General features: G+C 71.2%; 17 protein-coding genes. 5 read left to right on the top strand and 12 right to left on the bottom strand.

The window, feature by feature from the left end:
• Nucleotides 1-15 precede the first annotated feature (15 nt).
• Both B0E54_RS01240 and B0E54_RS01235 read right to left on the bottom strand, forming a co-directional pair.
• A complete protein-coding gene (locus tag B0E54_RS01240) occupies nt 16-834 on the bottom strand; it encodes an SAM-dependent methyltransferase (RefSeq protein ID WP_234581219.1) in 819 nt (272 codons plus the stop codon).
• 74 nt (nt 835-908) lie between these two features.
• Nucleotides 909-1,922: a PaaX family transcriptional regulator C-terminal domain-containing protein gene (locus B0E54_RS01235; RefSeq protein ID WP_234581218.1), complete on the bottom strand. Its 1,014-nt coding sequence runs from the start codon at nt 1,920-1,922 to the stop codon at nt 909-911.
• 282 nt (nt 1,923-2,204) lie between these two features.
• Between B0E54_RS01235 and B0E54_RS01230 the strand changes: the two genes are divergently transcribed.
• Nucleotides 2,205-3,593 (top strand): PHB depolymerase family esterase, encoded by a 1,389-nt coding sequence (locus B0E54_RS01230; protein ID WP_234581217.1) that lies wholly within the window; start codon nt 2,205-2,207, stop codon nt 3,591-3,593.
• A 129-nt stretch (nt 3,594-3,722) separates the two neighbouring features.
• Here B0E54_RS01230 and B0E54_RS01225 read toward each other — a convergent pair whose 3' ends face one another.
• On the bottom strand, nt 3,723-4,337 hold the full coding sequence (locus B0E54_RS01225) for a dihydrofolate reductase family protein (protein WP_234581214.1): 615 nt from the start codon (nt 4,335-4,337) through the stop codon (nt 3,723-3,725).
• A gap of 153 nt (nt 4,338-4,490) precedes the next feature.
• Between B0E54_RS01225 and B0E54_RS01220 the strand changes: the two genes are divergently transcribed.
• Nucleotides 4,491-5,201 (top strand): DNA alkylation repair protein, encoded by a 711-nt coding sequence (locus B0E54_RS01220; RefSeq protein WP_234581213.1) that lies wholly within the window; start codon nt 4,491-4,493, stop codon nt 5,199-5,201.
• 85 nt (nt 5,202-5,286) lie between these two features.
• On the opposite strand, the gene katG is transcribed toward B0E54_RS01220, so the two are convergent.
• Nucleotides 5,287-7,563, bottom strand: coding sequence for a catalase/peroxidase HPI (katG, locus tag B0E54_RS01215; protein WP_234581210.1), 2,277 nt, complete (start codon nt 7,561-7,563; stop codon nt 5,287-5,289).
• Nucleotides 7,564-7,586: 23 nt separating this feature from the next.
• Nucleotides 7,587-8,015 carry a Fur family transcriptional regulator gene (locus B0E54_RS01210; protein ID WP_308195321.1) on the bottom strand — a complete coding sequence of 143 codons (429 nt, stop codon included), beginning with the start codon at nt 8,013-8,015 and terminating at the stop codon, nt 7,587-7,589.
• 443 nt (nt 8,016-8,458) lie between these two features.
• Between B0E54_RS01210 and B0E54_RS01205 the strand changes: the two genes are divergently transcribed.
• The gene (locus B0E54_RS01205; protein WP_234581207.1) at nt 8,459-9,499 is read left to right on the top strand and encodes a glycoside hydrolase family 11 protein; all 1,041 of its coding nucleotides are present in this window, start codon (nt 8,459-8,461) and stop codon (nt 9,497-9,499) included.
• Nucleotides 9,500-9,585: 86 nt separating this feature from the next.
• On the opposite strand, the gene B0E54_RS01200 is transcribed toward B0E54_RS01205, so the two are convergent.
• The 4 genes from B0E54_RS01200 to B0E54_RS01185 all read right to left on the bottom strand — a co-directional run bounded on the left by B0E54_RS01200 (nt 9,586) and on the right by B0E54_RS01185 (nt 13,281).
• Nucleotides 9,586-10,005, bottom strand: a complete 420-nt coding sequence (locus tag B0E54_RS01200; protein ID WP_234581206.1) for a VOC family protein — start codon at nt 10,003-10,005, stop codon at nt 9,586-9,588.
• A gap of 88 nt (nt 10,006-10,093) precedes the next feature.
• Nucleotides 10,094-11,833 carry a multicopper oxidase family protein gene (locus tag B0E54_RS01195; protein ID WP_234581204.1) on the bottom strand — a complete coding sequence of 580 codons (1,740 nt, stop codon included), beginning with the start codon at nt 11,831-11,833 and terminating at the stop codon, nt 10,094-10,096.
• Nucleotides 11,830-12,282: a DUF6220 domain-containing protein gene (locus B0E54_RS01190; RefSeq protein ID WP_234581202.1), complete on the bottom strand. Its 453-nt coding sequence runs from the start codon at nt 12,280-12,282 to the stop codon at nt 11,830-11,832. The genes B0E54_RS01195 and B0E54_RS01190 overlap by 4 nt, the downstream gene beginning before the upstream one ends.
• A gap of 9 nt (nt 12,283-12,291) precedes the next feature.
• Nucleotides 12,292-13,281 carry a carboxymuconolactone decarboxylase family protein gene (locus tag B0E54_RS01185; RefSeq protein WP_234581201.1) on the bottom strand — a complete coding sequence of 330 codons (990 nt, stop codon included), beginning with the start codon at nt 13,279-13,281 and terminating at the stop codon, nt 12,292-12,294.
• A 143-nt stretch (nt 13,282-13,424) separates the two neighbouring features.
• Here B0E54_RS01185 and B0E54_RS01180 point away from each other — a divergent pair, with 143 nt between their 5' ends.
• On the top strand, nt 13,425-14,552 hold the full coding sequence (locus B0E54_RS01180; protein WP_234581199.1) for a sensor histidine kinase: 1,128 nt from the start codon (nt 13,425-13,427) through the stop codon (nt 14,550-14,552).
• Nucleotides 14,549-15,211 (top strand): response regulator transcription factor, encoded by a 663-nt coding sequence (locus B0E54_RS01175; RefSeq protein ID WP_234581198.1) that lies wholly within the window; start codon nt 14,549-14,551, stop codon nt 15,209-15,211. Before B0E54_RS01180 ends, B0E54_RS01175 begins: the two co-directional genes overlap by 4 nt.
• 35 nt (nt 15,212-15,246) lie before the next feature.
• On the opposite strand, the gene B0E54_RS01170 is transcribed toward B0E54_RS01175, so the two are convergent.
• From B0E54_RS01170 to B0E54_RS01160, 3 genes are all read right to left on the bottom strand, one after another.
• Nucleotides 15,247-18,243 (bottom strand): glycoside hydrolase N-terminal domain-containing protein, encoded by a 2,997-nt coding sequence (locus B0E54_RS01170; protein WP_234581197.1) that lies wholly within the window; start codon nt 18,241-18,243, stop codon nt 15,247-15,249.
• Between the two features lie 393 nt (nt 18,244-18,636).
• Complete coding sequence (locus tag B0E54_RS01165) at nt 18,637-19,260, bottom strand: VOC family protein (RefSeq protein ID WP_234581196.1); 624 nt, start codon at nt 19,258-19,260, stop codon at nt 18,637-18,639.
• A gap of 87 nt (nt 19,261-19,347) precedes the next feature.
• Nucleotides 19,348-20,538 carry an MFS transporter gene (locus B0E54_RS01160; RefSeq protein WP_234581195.1) on the bottom strand — a complete coding sequence of 397 codons (1,191 nt, stop codon included), beginning with the start codon at nt 20,536-20,538 and terminating at the stop codon, nt 19,348-19,350.
• Between the last annotated feature and the right edge of the window lie 4 nt (nt 20,539-20,542).

The following is a 20,542-nucleotide window of genomic DNA, read 5'->3' as shown; positions in this document are numbered from 1 at the left end:
CGGTGGCGGTCGTCGTCACCGGACCCGGGCGACGGCGGCGTTGAACGACACGTCCTCTACGGACGGCCGCGGCTGCGGCGCGTCGTCGGCGTGCCAGCGCGCCACCGACACGATGCCGGGCTCGACGAGCTCCAGCCCGTCGAGAAGGGCCGCGAACTGCTCGGTGCTCCGGGCCTGGAACCGGCCGTCGCGGTTGTTGGCTTCGAGCTGGGCGGTGACGGCGGGCGGCAGGTATTCCCAGGTCACGTGCGAGGCGACCACGTAGCTGCCGGACGGCAGCGCCGCGATGAGCCGATCGAGGATGCCCTTGGGGTCCTCGTCGTCGCGGATGAAGTGCAGGATGGCCACCAACATCAGCGCGACGGGCCGGGTCAGGTCCAGTGTCGTGCGCAGATCGGGGTGGGCGAGGATCGTGTCCGGCTCGCGCAGGTCGGCGTCGAGGTAGGCCGTCCGCCCCTCGGGCGTGCTGGACAACAGCGCGCGGGCGTGGGCCAGGACGATCGGGTCGTTGTCGACGTACACCACCCGTGCCGACGGGTCGATGCCTTGGGCAACCTCGTGGGTGTTGTCGGCGGTCGGGATGCCGGTCCCGATGTCCAGGAACTGCCGGACGCCGTGCCGCGCCAGGAAGCGCACCGCGCGTTGCAGGAACATCCGGTTCTCCACGGCGGAGAGCCGGATGGTGGGCATCGCGGCCGCGAGCGCGTCGCCGGACTCCCGGTCGGCGGCGAAGTTGTCCTTGCCACCCAACAGGTAGTTGTACCGGCGGGCAGGGTGCGCGACGGAGGTGTCGATCCGGTCGGTCGCCGAAAGGTCTGCACCGCGTGACGTCATCCGGCCTCCCCAGTGCTGCGTTCTCCACAAGGTACACACCTGGCCGCCGGTGGGGAGACCCCGTCAGCCCCCGTTCAGGTCGCGCAGCTCTCGACCGGCGCCGACGTGCCGCCCCGGTCCGGAGCCGGGTCCGCCCCGCACACCCCGGCGAGCAGGTCGGCGGTGGTGTGCGCCTGGATGCCGGGCTGCGCGCCGTCGGCGAACCGCGCGACGACCGACCGGACGTGGCGCGCGGCGGGTTCGGCGAGGCCGTCGTAGACGGCTTCGAACAGCTCCCGGGCCGGCTGTCGGAGCCAGCCGGACGGCAGCAGCTCCAGCGGCAACCGGGGGTCGAGGGTGGGAAACCGCCGGAAGGTGTCCATGACCTCGGTACGCGCCCGCACCGCCGCCGCGCCGTCGACGGCTCCGGATCGCAGCATCGGCACCAGGGGCGTCCAGCGCCGCAGGAACTCCTCGTAGTGCCGTCCGATCGCCTCGATGTCCCAGGCGTCGATGGGAGCGCGCTGACCGATCACGTCGAGCGCTGCCTGCCGCCCGCGAAACACCGTGACGGCGCCGAGGGTGAATCGGGTGAGCTGGGCCCTGCCCTGCGCGCTCAGTTCGTACGGCGAGATCCACAGACCGTCGTACAACGGCGCGTACCCGAGCCAGCGGAGCTGGCCCCGCAGGGCCCGTCGCTGGGTGCTGTGATCCTGCGGCAGGGAGAAGGCGACGATGGTCCAGCATCCGTCCCACGTCGTGACCTCGGTGGTGGCGGCCAGGATCCAACTGCCGCCGCTGGACAGGTTCGCGGCGGCGGCGCGGCTGATCCGGTAGGAGCTGCGCCGCCCCTCCCGGCTGCCCTCCAGCACACCCCGACGGGCCAGGCGGCTGATCGCGGCGCGCGCGCCGGCAGTGCTCACCCCGGCCTCGGCGAGCAGCGCGACGAGGGCGGCGGACGGGATCCGCGCGCGGTTGCGCAGGGTGTAGTCGGCCAGCAGGGTCACCGCGAGATCCTGCGGCGAGCTGCCGGCCTGTCGCCGGGGCAGCCGCGGCGGGTCGTCCCCGTCGTCGGGATAGATCTCCTCGATGGTGAAGGGGCTTGCCACAGGCGCTCCCGGCTCGACTCAGGGACGGTGCACCGACTGTAGACGGACGGTCCGTGCCGCCGGGACCGCCGCGGCGGTCACCACCACTCGCGCAATTGAGATACGTCGATTGACACTTCGACGACCGCGAGGAACACTATCTGCAACGCGACGCCGCACGGAGCCGGGCACAGGGCAAGCACACGTAGTGGGCGAGGCGCGATCACCACGGGCAGTCGGGCGCACCCGTGACCGCCGCGCGACCACACGCAACCCGCACAGGTGATCGAAGGAGTCGTCCCCGTGAAGATCCGAAGAAAACTGCTGCTCGGCCTGGTCACGTCGCTCGCGGCGGCCGGCCTGGTGGCACCCGCCCTCCAGCCCGCGTACGCCGCGTCACTCACCGAGGTGACCAGCTTCGGCGACAACCCCGGCGGAATGCGCATGCACGTCTACGTGCCCGACACCCGCCCGACCAGACCCGCGATCGTGGTCGCCATGCACGGCTGCGGAGGATCGGGCCCCGGCTTCTACTCCGGCAGCGAGTTCGCCGCCCAGGCCGACCGGTACGGGTTCATCGTGATCTACCCGACCGCGACCCAGCAGGCCGGGTTCGGCAACTGCTTCGACACCTGGTCGGATGCCGCCAAGCGGCGCGGCGGCGGCAGCGACCCCGTGTCGATCATCTCGATGATCCGCTACGCCCAGCAGCAGTACGGCGGCGACCCCGACCGGGTGTACGCCACCGGCAGCTCGTCGGGCGGCATGATGACCAACCACATGCTGGCGCTGTATCCCGACGTGTTCAAGGCCGGCGCGGCGTTCATGGGGGTCCCCTACAACTGCTTCGCCAACGCGGCGGACTATCCACCCGGGAGCAGCCAGTGCACCGGCGGGAACATGAACCGCACCCCGCAACAGTGGGGTGACGCGGTCCGGCAGGCGTACCCCGGCTACTCCGGCCCCCGCCCGCGCGTGCAGTTGTGGCACGGCACCAGCGACACCCTCGTGCCGTACTCGCTGCTGCAGGAGACGATCGAGCAGTGGACCAACGTGTTCGGGCTCAGCCAGACACCCACCTCCACCGACACACCGCAATCCGGCTGGAACCGGCGTCGGTACGCCGACGCGAGCGGGACCGTTCAGGTCGAGGCGTACAGCATCCAGGGCGCCGGGCACAGCCTGCCCTCCGCCGGCATGGCCGCTGCCGCCGTCGCCTTCTTCGGCCTGAACGCCCCGCCGAACCCGACCACACCGCCGCCCAACCCGACCACGCCGCCGCCGAACCCGACCACGCCGCCCCCGAACCCCACGACGCCGCCGCCCAACCCGACCACGCCGCCGCCGAACCCGACCACGCCGCCGCCGGGTTCCGGCGCGTGCCGGGTGAGCGTCGCCGTCAACGCCTGGAACACCGGCCTGACCGAGAACTTCACCATCACCAACACCGGTGCCAGCGCCGTCAACGGCTGGTCGCTCGTGTTCACCCTGCCCGGCGGGCAGAGCATCACCTCGGGCTGGAACGCGACCTACTCCCCCACGTCCGGCCAGGTGACGGCCCGGAACGTCGCCTACAACGCCAGCATCCCGCCGAACGGATCGGTCACCATCGGCTTCCAGGCCACGCACACCGGCAACACCGCCCGACCGAGCTCGTTCACACTGAACGGCGCGACCTGCACGATCGCCTGATCGCGGACGACGTCCACCAGGGCCGAGCTGTCCGAGCCCGGACGAGATCGGGCCGGCCCCGTCGCGCGAAGCGACGGGGCCGGCTCGGACCAGGCGTCGGGCGGCCGACCAGGTGGGTGGCCGCGTCGCCTAGTTTCCCGCGGACACCTGGTCCTTGACCTCGTCGTAGCCGACCGCGCCGGGCGCGTCGGTCGGCGCGTAGATCACGCGGAGCACGCCCGTCGGGAACACCTCGGTCGCCGTCACCCGCAGGTGGTACGGGGTGTCACCGTCGTCGAACAGCCTGCGGCCCTTGCGCGCCGCCACCGGGTGCACCAGCAGTCGCAGCTCGTCGACCAGCCCGGCGGCGAGGAGCTGCTGCACCACGGAGATCGACCCGGGAATGAGGATGCCCTTGATCCCGACGTCGGCCTTGAGCGCGGCGACGGCCGCCGGGAGATCGCCGTCGACGAGCTCCGAGTTGCGCCAGGAGAACTCCAGCGGCTGGCGGGACACGACGACCTTGCGCACGTCCCCGAGCTGCTTGGCGAACCCGGCGTCCTCGCCACCCGCCGCCTCCCGGTCGGGCCAGGCTCCGGCGAAGCTGTCGTAGGTCACCCGGCCGATGAGCAGCACGTCGGACGTGTCGTAGTCCTCGGTGACGGCGCGGCCCATGTTGTCGTCGAAGTACGGGAAGTGCCAGTCGGGGTCGATCTCGGCCACGCCGTCGGCCGAGATGAACAGCGTGGAGATGACCTTCGCCATCGCAGTGCTCCTTCAGATCAGGTGCTGTCGGCAGAGAGACGGCCACAGCATCCCAAACTGGTCGGACACTCACCGGCCTCTCGCACCGCGCCGCGGACGGAACGCCACCGAACACGACCGAACTGTCGGACGTGCCCGGTAGGTTGCCCAGACATGGCCACGCCCGCCGACGTCCGCCACGACCTCGCGCGCCTCGCCGACCCGGCCCGGGCGGCTCGATCGAGCCGGTTCCTCCAGCTGGTCCCCGGCGGCTACGGCGAGGGCGACCGCGCGATCGGCGTTTCCGTCCCGGACCAGCGGCGGGTCGCCGCCCGGTACTGGCGCGATCTCTCCCTGACCGACACGGCGGAGCTGCTGACCGGCGACGTGCACGAGGAGAGGTTGACGTCGCTGTTCGTCCTGGTCCGCAAGTTCACCCGGGGCGACGAGGAGGAACGGGGCCGCGTCGTCCGTCTCCTGCTGGACAACACGGACCGCGTCAACAACTGGGACCTGGTGGACTCGTCCGCCCCGTACATCCTCGGGCCGTGGCTGATCGACAAGGACCGGAGCATCCTGGATCGCCTGGCCGCGTCGGACCTGGTGTGGGACCGGCGCATCGCCATCATGGCGACCTTCGCCTTCATCAGGGTCGGTGACTTCGCCTGGACGTTCCGCCTGGGCGAACGGCTCCTGCACGACCCGCACGATCTGGTCCGCAAGGCGGTGGGCTGGATGCTGCGCGAGGTGGGCAACCGCGACCGGGCGGCCGAGGAGGAGTTCCTGGCCCGGCACCACCGGGTCATGCCGCGCGTCATGCTGCGGTACGCGATCGAGAAGTTCGAGCCGCAGCGACGCAGCGAGTACCTGTCCGGGCTGGGCTGACGGACGTCAGGCGTTCGGCGGCAGGACGCGGACGAGCCCCGGTCGATCGCTGACGGATCGGCCGGGGCTCGTCGGTGACGCAGGATCAGGCGAGGTCGAACCGGTCGAGCTCCATGACCTTCGTCCAGGCCGCGACGAAGTCCTGCACGAACTTGTCGCGCGCGTCCTGGCTGGCGTAGACCTCGGCGAGGGCCCGCAGCTGGGAGTTGGAGCCGAAGATGAGGTCGACCGCGGTGGCGGTCCACTTCACCTCGTCGGTGGCCAGGTCCCGGATCTCGTACACGTGCTCGTCCGACTTCGACGCGCTCCACCGGGTGCCCGGGGAGAGCAGGTTGGCGAAGAAGTCGTTGGTGAGCACACCGGGCCGGTCGGTGAGGACGCCGTGCTGGCTGCCGCCGGTGTTGGCGCCGAGCGACCGCAGACCGCCGACGAGGACGGTCATCTCGGGCGCGGTCAGGTTCAGCATGTAGGCACGGTCGATGAGCAGCACCTCCGGCTGGGTCTTCTCACCCGGGCGCAGGTAGTTGCGGAACCCGTCGGCGCGCGGCTCCATGACCCGGAAGGACTCCACGTCGGTCTGCTCCTGGGTGGCGTCGGTGCGGCCCGGCCGGAACGGCACGGTCACCTCGACACCCGCGTCGCGCGACGCCTTCTCGACCGCTGCCGAGCCGGCCAGCACGATCAGGTCGGCGAGCGAGATCTTCGCCCCACCGGCGGCGTTGAACTCCTGCTGGATGCCCTCCAGGGTGCTCAGCACCGACGCGAGCTGCTCGGGCTGGTTGACCTCCCAGTTGCGCTGCGGCTCGAGGCGGATGCGCGCGCCGTTGGCGCCACCGCGCTTGTCGGTGTACCGGAAGCTCGCGGCGGACGCCCAGGCGGTGGAGACCAGCTGGTCGATCGTGAGACCGGACTCGAGAACCTTCGCCTTGAGCGCGGCGATGTCGGCGTCAGCCACCAGCTCGTGGTCGACGGCCGGCACCGGGTCCTGCCAGAGCTGCGGCTCGGCCACCCACGGTCCGAGGAAACGCTCGATCGGGCCCATGTCGCGGTGCAGCAGCTTGTACCACGCCTTGGCGAAGGCCAGCGCGAACTGGTCGGGGTTCTCCAGGAAGCGACGCGAGATCTTCTCGTACGCCGGGTCGACGCGCAGCGACAGGTCGGTCGTGAGCATCGTCGGCTTGTGCTTCTTCGCCGGATCGAAGGGGTCCGGGATGATCGCCTCGGCGTCCTTGGCGACCCACTGCTTCGCGCCGCCCGGGCTGGTGGTGAGTTCCCACTCGTAGCCGAAGAGGATCTCGAAGAAGCGGTTGCTCCACTGCGTCGGGACGTCGGTCCACGTCACCTCGAGACCGCTGGTGATCGTGTCGGCGCCCTTGCCGCTGCCGTGGGTGCTCAGCCAACCGAGGCCCTGCGCCTCCAGCGGGGCGCCCTCGGGCTCCGCGCCGACGTGCCCGTCGGCGGCACCGGCACCGTGGGCCTTGCCGAAGGTGTGGCCGCCGGCGATGAGGGCGACGGTCTCCTCGTCGTTCATCGCCATCCGGCGGAAGGTCTCCCGGATGAAGTGCGCCGCCGCCATCGGGTCCGCGTTGCCGCGGGGGCCCTCCGGGTTGACGTAGATGAGGCCCATCTCGGTCGAACCGACGCCGGCCGCCATCTCCTTCTCGGAGGAGTACCGCTCGTCGCCGAGCCAGGTGTCCTCCGGACCCCAGAAGATCTCCTCGGGCTCCCACACGTCCTCGCGACCGAAGCCGAAGCCGAAGGTCTTGAAGCCCATCGACTCCAGGGCGACGTTGCCGGCGAGCACGATCAGGTCGGCCCAGGAGATCTTCTGGCCGTACTTCTGCTTGACCGGCCAGAGCAGCCGGCGAGCCTTGTCCAGGTTGGCGTTGTCCGGCCAGCTGTTGAGCGGGGCGAAACGCTGACCGCCGTCGCCGGCGCCACCGCGGCCGTCCTCGATGCGGTACGTGCCGGCGGCGTGCCAGCTCATCCGGATCATCAGGCCGCCGTAGTGGCCGAAGTCGGCCGGCCACCAGTCCTGCGAGGTGGTGAGGACCTCGACGATGTCGCGCTTGAGGGCCTCGACGTCGAGCTTGGCGAACTCCTTGGCGTAGGTGAAGTTCGCACCCAGCGGGTTGCCCTTGGACGAGTGGGCGTGCAGGACCGAGAGATCGAGCTGGTTGGGCCACCAGTCCCGGTTGGTGCGCGGACGACCACCGGTCTTCGGGGTCGGCGAGTCGATCGCCGGGTTCTCGCTCTCGCTGCCGTGCGCGGTCACCGAGTCGTGCGCGACCGGGCAGCCTGCTGCGGCCTTCTCGTCCACGCCCTGCGCGCTGGCGGGGCGGTTGTCCTGGGTGTCGCTCATGTACTTCCTTCCGAACTGGCGGATCACTGGGAGGTGCGGGCGGTCGCGCAACCGGGGCAGGTGCCCCAGTAGACGACCTCCGCCTCGTCGACCACGAACCCGTGGTCGTTCGAGGCGGTGAGACAGGGTGCGTGACCGACGGCGCACTCGACGTCGGCGATGGCGCCGCAGGAGCGGCACACGACATGGTGGTGGTTGTCCGCGATCCGGGACTCGTAGCGGGCGGTGGCACCGGCCGGCTGGATCCGGCGTACCAGACCAGCGTCGGTGAGCACCCGCAGTACGTCGTACACGGCCTGGTGGGACACGGTGGGATGCTCCGCCCGCACCAGCGCGATCACCCCGTCGGTGCCGACGTGGGGGTGGTCGCGCAGGGCCGCGAGCACCGCCAGCCGGGGCCGGGTCACGCGCAGCGAGGCGGCTCGCAGTTGCGCCTCGAAGTCGGGCATCACCCGACGAACACTAGCTCACTTTTTTGGAACGGATCAAGTTTCACCCGATCCGGCACGCGGAAGTGGCGGCGACCTCTCCGGGACCCACTTCCCACGCTCCCGCTGGTCAAGGTCCGGAAAGTCTTCGGAAATTTCGGGGGCTTCCGACCGGAGGCGGACCCCGCCGACGCCCACATTCGTATGACGATACCGAACTCTGATTGACTACTGACCTGCCTCGACAGGCGCCCCCTCCGCTGCGGGAGGCCAGCGCGACGTTGCCACGGCGTTTCCGGAAATTGTTGACAAGTCGACGACCGGGTTAATACGGTCGCCATCGACGACGTTCAATCACCGTCAGCACCAGCCACCACGGCCCACTCCTCCGGTCGTCGTGCAGGACGACCGGCCAACCACCACCACGCGGCACCACGCCGTGGCCGTTACGAGGAGGAACCACCCACATGACCGACACCAGCCACACCCCCACCAGGCGAGGGAGGCGCGGTCGCATCCGGCTGCTCCTGGGCGCCGCATGCGCCGCCGTCCTGGCCGTCGCCGGCACGGTGACGGCGACCAACGCGTACGCCGAGGCCGACCGGACGCTCACCTCGAGCCTGACCGGCACGCACAACGGCTACTACTTCTCCTTCTGGAAGGACGGCGGCAACGCCAGCATGACGCTGCGCGAAAACGGCCGGTACTCCAGCAGCTGGGACCGCAGCACCAACAACTGGGTCGGCGGCAAGGGCTGGGCCACCGGCTCGCGGCGGACGGTCAGCTACTCCGCCAACTACAACCCGGGGAACAACAACACCTACCTCGCCCTGTACGGATGGACGCGCAACCCGCTCATCGAGTACTACGTGGTGGAGAACTTCGGCAGCTACAACCCGAGCAGCGGCGCACAGCGGCTGGGCACGGTGACCACTGACGGCGGCACCTACGACATCCTGCGCAGCCAGCGGGTCAACGCCCCGTCGATCGACGGCAACCAGACGTTCTACCAGTACTGGAGCGTCCGTCAGAACAAGCGCTCGAGTGGCACCATCACCACCGCCAACCACTTCGACGCCTGGGCCCGCGCCGGCCTGAACCTCGGCACCAACCACAGCTACCAGATCATGGCCACCGAGGGCTACCAGAGCAGCGGCAGCTCCGACGTCACCGTCCAGGAGGGCGGCGGCGGCAACCCGACCTCCGGGCCCACCTCCGCGCCCACCACCGGTAACCCCGGGAACGGCACCTGCAACGCGACGCTCTCCGCCGGTCAGCAGTGGGGCGACCGCTTCAATCTCAACGTCGCGGTCAGCGGCACCAACAACTGGGTCGTCCGGCTCGGACTCGGCGGCGGCCAGAGCATTCAGAACAGCTGGAACGCCTCCGTCAGCGGCACCAGCGGAACCGTCACCGCCAGGCCGAACGGCAACGGCAACAACTTCGGCATAACGGTCATGGCCAACGGCAACTGGAACTGGCCGACTGTCACCTGCGGAACCAGCTGATCCCGACCGACAGCGCGCACCGACACCCGGCCCCGTCGCCACGCGACGGGGCCGGGTGCTGCGCCTGCCCCCTTATGAAACCGGCCCTAGAGCCCCTGGCCGATCTCCACCAGATAACCGTCGGGGTCGCGCAGGTAACAACGGATCTCGGTGCCGTGGTCCTTCGGCTCGGTGAGGAAATCCGCGCCCCGGGCCTTCCATTCGGCGTAGAGCTTGCGGATGTCCCGGACGCGGACGTTCATCGCACAGCTCAGGGTGTTGGAATCCGTCGGGGCCTTCGCCTGGACCGTCGGCTTGTCGTCCGTCGGGCCGCCCTCGACGTTGATGATGATGTAGCTGTTGAAGAACTTCATGATCAGCGGGTTCGCGTCGTGGACGCACGTCGCCCCGAACACGCGCTCGTAGTATTCCCGCGACCGATCGATGTCCCGGACGATGAGCAGCGTCGCCAGGAACATGCCGTCTTCGGGCTCGAAATAGTCGGGAGCCGGGTTGGCCAGCGTCATAGCCGCCTCCTCGTCGCCTGCATCCGCTGCACGGGCGGCGACGGGGTTCCCGCCAGGGTGGGGCCGAAACCGGGAACGGCACGGGAGATCACGAGTACATCAGGTGCAGCGTCATCCCGGCGTCGGCGTGCCCCAGGTTGTGGCAGTGGTTGGCCCACATCCCCGGGTTGTCGGCCCGGAACGCCACCTCCCACACCTCACCCGGCCGGACGTCGAACGAGTCCAGCCACAGCGGACTTCCGATCGCCGGCGAGCCGGTACGGGACAGCACGAGGACGTGGTGGCCGTGCAGATGCCACGGGTGCACGGTCTGCGACCGGTTGACGATCGTGAAGCGGACGACGTCGCCGCGGTGGACGACCTGCCGCGGGATGTCCGGATCGGCCGCGCCGTTCACGGTGTGGGCGTATCGCGGGAGCAGTCCGTGCAGGTCGAGACCACGATCGAGGACGAGGGTGAACTCCCGGTCGAACCCGGTCCACGGCGCCGGAGCCGGCACGCCGTAGGTGAGCGGGTCCAGGACGGGCCACCCGCCGGTCGCCGTCGACACCTGCCCGGTGGACCAGACCACCCGTCCGTCGACGAACAGCGCCACCGGGGTGGCCTGCGCGGTGAACACCAGGTCGTAGCGGCCCCCGGCCGGGATCAGCACTGCGGTGTCCGCGAGCGGCGTCGGACCCCGCAGATCGAAGCCGTCGATCGCGGCCACCTGGAAGGCGGTCCCGGCCAGGGCGTAGCGGTGCGTCGTGTTGTCGGTGTTGATCAGGCGCAGCCGTACCGGCACACCGGCCTCGACCCGCTCCACCCTCGCCGCGGGAAGTGGACGACCCGCCAGGGTGTGCACCGGCACGGTGACGTCGAGGCCGGTCGTCGGCCCCGGGCGCACCACCAGGACGCCGTAGAGGCCCATCCGCACACCGACGTCGGACACCGCGTGGGTGTGGTACCAGTACGTCCCGGCCTGATCGGCACGGAACCGGTAGACGAACTCCTGGCCGGGCAGCACCGCTGCCTGCGTCACGCCGGGCACCCCGTCCTGACTGTTCGGCACGTCGTACCCGTGCCAGTGCAGTGTGACGCCCCGCCCGATGTCCCGGTTGCGCAGCGTCACCTCCACGACGTCGCCGACGGTGGCGGTCAACTCCGGCCCGGGTACCTGCGCGTTGAACGCCCACGCCGCGACGTCGCGGCCACCCACGTTCACCGTGGCCGTCCCGGCCGTCAGGGTGAACCGCCGAGTGGGTTCGTCGGTGGTCCGGATCTGCGGATAGCCATGATCATGCGGTACGGCGGTCGCGGTGTCCGGTGCGACGGCCAGCCCGGTTCCGGCAAGCAGGGCCGCGACCGTCACCACGGTGGCCGCGCGGGACACCGTCCGGGACGGGCGCGCGTCGAGAAAGCGCCACGTGACCGCCGTCGCCGTGCCGATCCCGGCGACCGCGAGCAGCCCCGTCGACGCCGACGCCGGATAGCCGTGCAGGATCGTCACGAGCAGGGCGCCGCTCACGGCGTACCCGGCGAAGAGGAGCGGGACCGCGGCGGACCTGATGTCGCCCGCGGCCCGCAGCAGCCGCAGCCCGGCGACGATCACCGCGGCGAGCGACAGGGGCGCGGCGATGAGGACCTTCTCCGCGGCGAACCACCAGCCGGCGCGGGCGAGCGCGATCACCGTGAGGGCGCGGCCAAGCGTGGCGAGCAGCGCGAGGGTGGCCAGCCCGAGGGCGAGCGGACGGCGTCGGGCGGCCGCCGCGGCGCCGCCACCCAGCCATCCGGCGGTGGTGAGAACGGCGAGCACGAGGTCCGCCACGAGCAGCGAGCCGGTGGTCATGCCGGCTCCTGCTCCCGGACGGCCGCGCGGATGTCGCCCACCGGCGCCGGAGCGCCCAGCCTCCGCGCTCCCCGCAGGACGCCGACCACGACGTGCACAGCGACGATGCCGTTGATCGCGTGCAACCCACCGATGGTCAGGCCGAGCACGGTGCTGACGCCGGCGGCGTCGGTGGAGCCGTTGGCGAGCATGGCGAGCAGCGCCTGCACGACGACGAGGCCCAACGGCAGGATCGCCAGTCCGACGAGTCGGCCCGGCGCCTTCGCCAGCGCGGCGAACAGGGCGGTGAGCACTGTGAGGACGGGGATCACCGCCATGCCGTTGGCGCTGTGCAGGGCGTACGCGCCGTCGCCCCCGGGCTTCGTGAACGCGCCGACGGCGGCGAAGACGAACTGGACGGCGAACGCGACGAGCAGCAGTGCGGCGCTGACGACGAATGCCTTACGCATGGTGGGCTCCTAGAGGTGCGCCGAGGCCAGGGCCTGGGCGACGTGGTCGGTGGCGGTGATCGCGCCATACGCGACCAGCCGGACGAGGTCGGCGTCGGCGGGGTGCGACAGCCGCCAGAGGGCGACGTCCCCCACGCTTATCGAGCTGGGCGCGAACGCCGCCAGCAACGCGATCCGGGTTCCGATGCGGTCCCGGCCCGGCACGTCCCGGACGAGGTCGACGGCCCAGTCGGCGGGCCGGGCCGGGAACCGCCCGTCCTCCCAGCGCACGGTGGCCGTCACGGTCTGGCGGGCCACGTCGCCCAGCAGGTCCCCGCCCCGGGTGGCGGCGGTTCGCAACGAGGCGTAGGCGACACCGACCGGGCTGTCCCCCGCCCAGGCCGGCGGCGGCGTCGGACCGGCATCGAGGAGCGGCAGGCTGCGTCCGGGTTCCCTCGGCTCCCGGGCGGCCCTGGCGTACAGGCGGCCCCCGACCGAACGCACCAGCGGTGCGCGTTGCAGGCCGCCGGGGAGCAGGTCGGGGTCGAGCAGCGCCGAGACGATCCGGTTGATGAAGTGGAAGGCGAGCAGGGTGCCGGTGACCTCCGGGCCGTACGGGCTGCGCCAGTCGGCGGCCCGGGGGCTGCGGCTGGCCTGGGCCCAGCGGGCGAGTTCGGCGTGCCTCGGGTCGGCTGGCGTCCCGCCCCGGGCGACCACCTCGGCCAGCGAGTGCTCGCCCAGGGCGTGCAGCAGCAGCACGTGGGCGTCGATGCAGAACTGACAGCGGTTGGCCCGGGACACGGCCGCCGCGACGAGTTCGCGCTCGACCCGGGACGCGTCCCCGGCGAGCAGGGCCTCGCGCAGCAGCGACCAGGTCGCGGCCAGCACCTCCGGCACGGCCGAGAGCACCTGGAAGGTGGGCAGCGGCCCGAGAAAGTCCTCACGCGACTGCTGGTAGACCTCCGCGGTGCGGCCGGTGGCCGCCTTCGTGGGAACGGGGGTGAAGAAGCGGTATGTCATGAGGTCGATGCTCGCCGCGGCGGGCTGGGAAAACGTCGTGCCGCCGCAGACACTTGCTCCGGCGCGATACCGCGTCCGTGGTACGGCTGATCTACCGCGTGCGCGGGATGCTCCCCGGACGACTGCCGTTCTACAGTGCGACCATGCGCCGCGACCTGCCGTACGCCCTCAGTGGTCTCGCCCTCGGCGGCCTGCTGCTCGGCAACGCCGCGCTCGCGCCCGACGCCGCGACGGTCGGGGCCCTCGACGTCGCCCTGGTCCTGGCCATGGCGGCGGCCCTCGCGGTGTGCCGGCGGTACCCGGTGGTCGCGCTGGGCGTGGTGACCGTCGCCATGCTGGCCGTGCACGTCCGGGTGCATTCCGGCGTGTCCGCCGCGTTCCCCGTTCTCGGCGTGGTCTACCTCGCCGCCTGGCGGGGTCGCCGGGCGGCCGCCGCCGTGGCCAGCCTCGCCTTCCTCGGTGGCTTTCTGGCCCGCGACTTCTCGGTGGCGCCCGCCGACCGCCCCAACCAGCTGATCGTCGAGCGGACGGCCCTGCTGCTGGGATGGTTCGTGGCGGCCAACGTCGCCGGGCTCGTCGGTCGGCAACGCCGGGCGTACCTGGAGCAGGTGGAACAGCGGGCCATCGAGGCCGAGCGCACCCGCGAGGAGATGGCGTTGCGGCGGGCCGGGGAGGAGCGGCTGCGCATCGCCCGCGACCTGCACGACTCGCTGACCCACAGCATCTCGGTGATCAAGGTGCAGGCGGGGATCGCCGTGCACCTGGCCCGTAAGCACGGCGAGGAACCGTCGGCCACGCTGCTGGCGATCCAGGAGGCCAGTGGCGCCGCGATGCGGGAACTACGCACCACCCTCGACATCCTGCGCGCGCCCGACGACGACCGCGTCGGCCTGGCCCGGGTGGACGAACTCGCCGAGCGGACCCGAGCGGTCGGCGTGCCGGTCCAGGTCACCGTCAGCGGTCGGCCCCGGAGCCTGCCCGACGAGGTCGACCAGGCCGGCTACCGGGTCGTGCAGGAGGCCCTGACCAATGTGGCCCGCCATGCCGGCCCGGCGTCCGCGCACATTCACGTCGAGTACGCCCCGGCCGGGCTGACCGTGGCGGTCACCGACGACGGGCGGGCGTCGCCGGCACGACCCCCGACACCGGGGGTGGGACTGCGCGGTATGCGGGAACGGGTCACCGGACTGGGCGGCACACTGGAGGCCGCCGCCCGCGACGACCACGGGTTCACGGTGCGGGCCACGTTCCCCCTGGACGAGCCGGCATGATCCGGGTCCTGCTCGCCGACGACCAGGCGCTGATGCGAGCCGGTTTCCGGGCGCTGTTGGAGGCCGAGGACGACCTGGAGGTCGTCGGCGAGGCCACCGACGGCACGTCGGCCGTGCACCTCGCGCGACGCCTGCGCCCCGACGTCGTGCTGATGGACGTGCAGATGCCGGGGCTCGACGGCATCGAGGCGACCCGACGCATCGCCGTGGATCCCGACCTGGCCGCGATCCGGATCCTCATCCTCACCAACTACGGGCTCGACTCCTACGTCTTCGCCGCCCTGCGAGCGGGCGCCAGCGGTTTCCTGCTCAAGGACGCCGACCCCGCCGACCTGCTGCAGGCCGTCGCCGTCGTCGCGCGCGGCGACGCGCTGCTCGCCCCGACCGTGACCCGTACGCTGATCAGCGAGTTCGTGGCCGGCCCGCCGCCGGCCGTACCGGGGGCGGGCCGGGACGTGCTGACCGCCCGCGAACAGGAGATCGTCGAGCTCGTCGCCCGAGGGATGACCAACGACGAGATCGCCGTGCGGATGGTGATCAGCCCGTTGACCGCCAAGACCCACGTGAACCGGGCGATGACGAAGCTGCACTGCCGTGACCGGGCCCAGTTGGTCGTGTGGGCGTACGAGTCGGGACTGATCACGCCGCGCCGCCGGTGACCGTGCCGTCCCGGCGGCGCGGCGCGAGCCCGGTGTCAGGACCCGATGGCGATGGCGAAGACGTGCATGGTCGGCACGTTCGCCGCGGGCCGTGCGCTGATGTTGGGCAGCACGACCTGGGTCACCGCCTTGCTCTGCAACGCGACGCCCACGTAGTAGATGCAGGCCACCGTGGCCTGGCGGGCGTTGTTGGGCCGGTTCTGGTAGGCGGACACGATCGCGGCGGTCGCCCCGGACTGCGGCCCGCCGTACCAGTCGGGCGTGCTCAACGTGAACGTCTGGCGGGTGCCGTCGGCGTACACGACGGTGCCGGTTCCCGACACGGCGCCGTAGGTGCCGGTCACGAGGAAGCCGAGCGTGCTGCCGGTGCCGCTGACGCCGATGGTCTGGCCCGAGGCGATGGCGTTGTCGGCCGTACCGGGGCTGACGTTGGGCCAGCGGAAGTTCACACCGTTGCGGCTCACCGTGCCGCCCGGGCTGGCGCCGGCCTGCGCCAGGGCCTGTGCGGAGAGACTCGCGCCGTTGCCGTCGAAGTTCGCGACGTTGGTGTTGCTGTCGTTGCTGATGCCGGCGTTGGTGAAGCTCTGCTCCAGCGTCGGCGTGGCGACACCCGTGCTGCTGACCCGGTAGGTGCGTCCCGCCTGCACGGTCACCTCGACCAGGTCGGACTCGATCCGGGTGACCCGGGGTGACGTCCCGTCGGCGGTGTCGACGACGCTGACGGTGCCGGTCAGGAACCGCGACCGCAGGCGGACGGTGCCGGCACGGTCCGGTCGCACCAGCACCTCGGTGGCCGCGCCGCTCGCCCACGTGATGCTGACCGTGTGCCCACCGCGGGCGCGCAGGCCGGTCACCCGGCCGCTGGGCCAGGCCGGCGGCAGCGCGGGCAGGATGTGCAGCTCACCGATGTGGCTCTGAAGCAGCATCTCGGCGATGCCGGCGGTGGCGCCGAAGTTGCCGTCGATCTGGAAGGGCGGATGCAGGTCGAACATGTTGGGGGCGAGCCGGGCGGTGGTGGCGAGGTAGCGGATCAGGTCGTGGGCCCGCTTGCCCTCCTCCATGCGCGCCCAGAAGTTGATTTTCCAGGCCAGCGACCAGCCGGTGCCGTCGTCGCCGCGCAGCGCCAGCGTTTTGCGGGCGGCCTCGAACAACTGCGGGGTGCCGCGCTTGGTGATCTGGTTGCTGGGCGCGAGGCCGTAGAGGTGCGAGATGTGCCGGTGGTTGGGCTCGGTCTCCACCCAGTCGTACAGCCACTCCATGATGTTGCCCCGCGAGCCGATCTTCATCGGCGCGAGCCGGTCCCGGGTGGCGCGGACCTGGGCCCGGAAGGTGCTGTCCACGTTGAGGATCTCGCTGGCCCGGGCGACGCCGTCGAAGAGGTCGCGCAGGATCTGGTTGTCCATGGTCGGGCCCGCGCACACGCTGGCGTTCGCGTGGTGGCTCAGCTCCGGCGAGTTCGACGGGTTGGTCACCAGATAGCCGAGGGTCGGCTCGGTCACCAGGGTGTCGAGGAAGAACTGCGCGGCACCCTTCATGGCCGGGTAGTTCGTCCGCAGGAACTCGACGTCACCGTTGAACAGGTAGTGGTCCCAGATCAGCGTGGACAGCCAGGCGCCGCCGGTCTGCCACATGCCCCAGAACGCGCCGTCCACGACGGCGGTCGCCCGCCACGCGTCGGTGTTGTGGTGGGTGACCCAGCCGCCCGCGCCGTACTGCACCTGGGCGGTGCGCGCGCCGGCCACCGACAGGTCGCGGACCATGTCGAACACCGGGTTGTGGCACTCGGCCAGGTTGGTCGTGTTGGCCGGCCAGTAGTTCATCGGCAGGTTGGCGTTGATCGTGTACTTCGAGTCCCAGGAGGGGGTGAGCGAGTCGTTCCAGATGCCCTGCAGGTTCGCCGGCTGGGTGCCGGGCCGCGACGACGAGATCAGCAGGTACCTGCCGAACTGGAACAGCAGCGCGGAGAACTGCGGGTCGTTGACGCTGTTGTGCTGCGCGATGCGGACGTCGGTCGTCTGGTCGGCGGCGGAGGTGCGGCCGAGGTCGAGGGTCACCCGCCCGAACAGCGACTGGTAGTCGGCGACGTGCCGGCTACGCAGCTGGTCGTAGCTGTAGGCGCGCGCCGCGCTGAGGCGCTGGCGGGCGATGCCCCCGTAGTCGCCACCGACGTTGCGGTAGTTGACGTAGCTGGAGCCGATCGAGATGAGCAGTGCCACGCTCGTCGCGTTGGTGACCCGCAGGGTGCCGCCGGAGCTGGACACGGTGCCCCCGCTGACGGTGGCGTTGGCCAGGGCGAGGAAGCGGACCTGCCCGCTGACGCCCTCCTGACTGCCGGAGACGCCGTCGAGGCCGATCGTCGTGCCGTCCGGGCTGGACACCGTCGTACGTTGGGGGCTGTCGAAGGTGGCGGTGAAGCTGATCGAATTGCTGCGGTCGGCGGTCAGCCGCATCGCGATGACCTGGTCCGGCGCGCTGGCGAAGACCTCACGCTGGTAGCGGATGCCGCCCAGGACGTACGACGTCGTGGCCGTGGCGGTGGTGAGGTCCAGCGTGCGGTTGTGCTGGGACGCCCCGCTTGCCGAACCAAAGGCCAGCCGGAGGTTGCCAACGGTCTGGTACGCCAACTGCCCGCCGGGGTTGCCCATCATGGTCTGGTTGATGAGGTCCTGGGCCTGGGTCCACTGGTTCGCGTTGACCAGTCGCCGGATCTCGGCCAGCGCGGCGGCGCCTCGGGTGTTGCTGGGGTCGTGCGGCCCGCCGGCCCACACGGTGTCCTCGTTGAGCTGAAGTCGCTCGGTGTCGACGTTGCCGAACACCATCGCGCCGAGCCGGCCGTTGCCGATCGGCAGGGCCCGCAGCCAGTCGGTGCCGGCGCCCTCGTCGTACCAGAGGGCGAGGTCGTTGGCCGCCAGCACCTGCGGCGGCGCCACGGAGTCAGCTTGGGCGGTGGCCGTCCAGGGCAGCGGGAGCAGGGCGCCACCCGCGCCGGCCGCGCCGATCTTGAGGGCCTGCCGCCGGGTCAGGTCTGACATCGATCCTCCAAACGGTGACCGGTACGGCCACCCACGCGCGACAACGACGACCCCCGATAGTGGATCCGCGCGGTGGCACCGGCCTCGCTGCGCAGGCCGTCGGCAGACCCTCGGACGGTCAAACGTCCGATGTGTTTCGGGAAGATTACTCCGGTGTCACGCAATAGGCAACGGTCGATAGCCCGGAGGATCACGGGCGGCGACCCGACCCTAATCAGGAGAGTTCGGACTCGCCCGGAACGGTGGCGGGGGCAGGCGGCCACGGTGGACACACGTGCCGTCCACACGGCTCGCCAATACATCTGATGATTCTTGTCGACGGCCCGTGGAGGTGGGCACACAACAGCACTGCCGCGCCGGATCCGGCGGACGGTGGGGTGGTGCCGGCACCGCTCACTCGGGCGGCGTGGCCCCCGACTGCTCGCTCACCATGTACGTCGCGTACCAGTCGGGCCAGTTGTCGTCCCGCTCGCCGGTGCGCTTCTCGTGCTCGCCGTGGGCGGCGGCCGCCCGCCGCAGCGCGCTCGCCAGCTCGCTCGCCGACCCGTACGACGTCAGGTCGCCCTCGACGCGCCCCGGCAGCCGGTTCGTGATCTCCTGCATCAGCCAGGTGTTGCCGTCCGGGTCGCGGAACGTGGCGCGCGAGACGTAGCTGCGCCGCTCGGGGTCCGGGCCGTCGGCCGGCCCGTCCGGCGTGACGTGGAAGACGCCGCCCACGTCGACACCGGCCGAGGCGAGCGCGTCGCGGGCCGCCTCGATGTCCGACACGACCAGGTACGCCGTCGCCGAACCCGGCGTCGCCGACGTGAGCTGAGCGCCGAACTGCACCGAGCACGCGGAGCCGTGCGGCGTGAACTGGACGATGCCCGACGGCGTCTGGTCGAGTCGCCACCCGAGGCCCTGGTAGAACCGCTTCGCGCGGTCGACGTCCGAGACCGGGATGACGATCACCTCGACCTTGACGTCGAGGCCTGCGACATTCGACGCGGCGCTCGCGTCGCCAGCCTTCGGGCTCATCTCGGCCTCCTGGATCGCGTGCGGGCACCGCCGTCGGCGATCACCACGCTACGTCCTGTGCCGGCGGCGGGTGCGGCGTTTCCCGCATCAGCCGGTTGTCACCCGTGCCGCTCTGCGCACCCCGAGCAGGGCGACGAGGGCGAGGAGGATGACGGCGACCGAGTACTCGTCGGCCGTCTGCGGCAGACCGCCGGCGTAGACGACGAGGAAGCCGGCGATCACGGTGGGAAGGCCGAAGCCGACGTAGCAGACGACGTAGAGCAGCGACAGGACGCTGGCGCGTTCGTGCGCCTCGACCAGCGGCATGATCGTCTTGAGACTGCCCTGGAACCCGCCGCCGAAGCCGACGCCGCCCAGCGCGAGGCCGACGAAGAACCCGGGAACGGACTCGGCCATGACCGAGAGCACCGTGACGACCATGCCCAGGATGAGGGCGACGATCCCGGTCAGGATCACGGTCCGCGCCGCGGTGTTGCGCAGCACCAGGACGGCGACCGACCCGAAGAGCGCGAAGACGAAGAGGACCAGGCCGGCGACCACGATCGACGGCTCCATCAGACTGTGGACGAGCGCCGGGCCGAGCGCGCCGAAGAAGCCGGCCAGCGCCCAGACCGCGAACAGCACCGGAGCGACGACCAGCACCGGCCCGCGTACGGGGCGCGGCAGCCTGATCTCGGGTCGCAGACTGCGCCGAGCACCCGGCATCGGTGTGACGGTCTCCGGCATCAGGGCGACCCCGACGGCCTGGATCAGCAGGACCGCGACGAGGACGACGTACACCAGCCGGGTCGGCGCGGGCAGGTAGCGGATGAGCAGCGCCGAGAGCAGCGCGCCACTGCCGGTGCCGAGACCCGGCGCGATCGAGTTCGCGAGCGTCCCGCGCGCACGGTTGATGTCCAGCATCGCCGCGCCGACCGCACCCGTGGCGGCACCCGCCGCGAGCCCCTGCACGAGGCGGGCGACCACCAGGGCGGGCACGCCGTTGGCGAGGATGAAGACCAGCAGCGAGAGGATCTGCACGGCGATCGCGACAGCCAGGACGGGACGCCGGCCCACGTGGTCGGAGAGCTTGCCGAAGATGAGCAGCGACGCCAGCACCGCGAGCGCGTAGACCGCGAACACCGCGGTGGTCGTGACCGGCGAGAAGTGCCAGCGCTCCTGGTAGATCCCGTAGAGCGGAGTCGGCGCCGCCGAGGCGGCCAGGAACGACACGAGGATCGACGCCAGCAGCACCAGGGAGACGTTCGGCGCGAGTCGTGCCCGCCCCGCGATCGACATGTCG

It is taken from the genome of Micromonospora sp. MH99 (assembly GCF_021442385.1).
Lineage (GTDB): Bacteria > Actinomycetota > Actinomycetes > Mycobacteriales > Micromonosporaceae > Micromonospora.
Note: the sequence above shows the minus strand (reverse complement) of the source record. Positions and strands in the feature narration are given on the sequence as shown.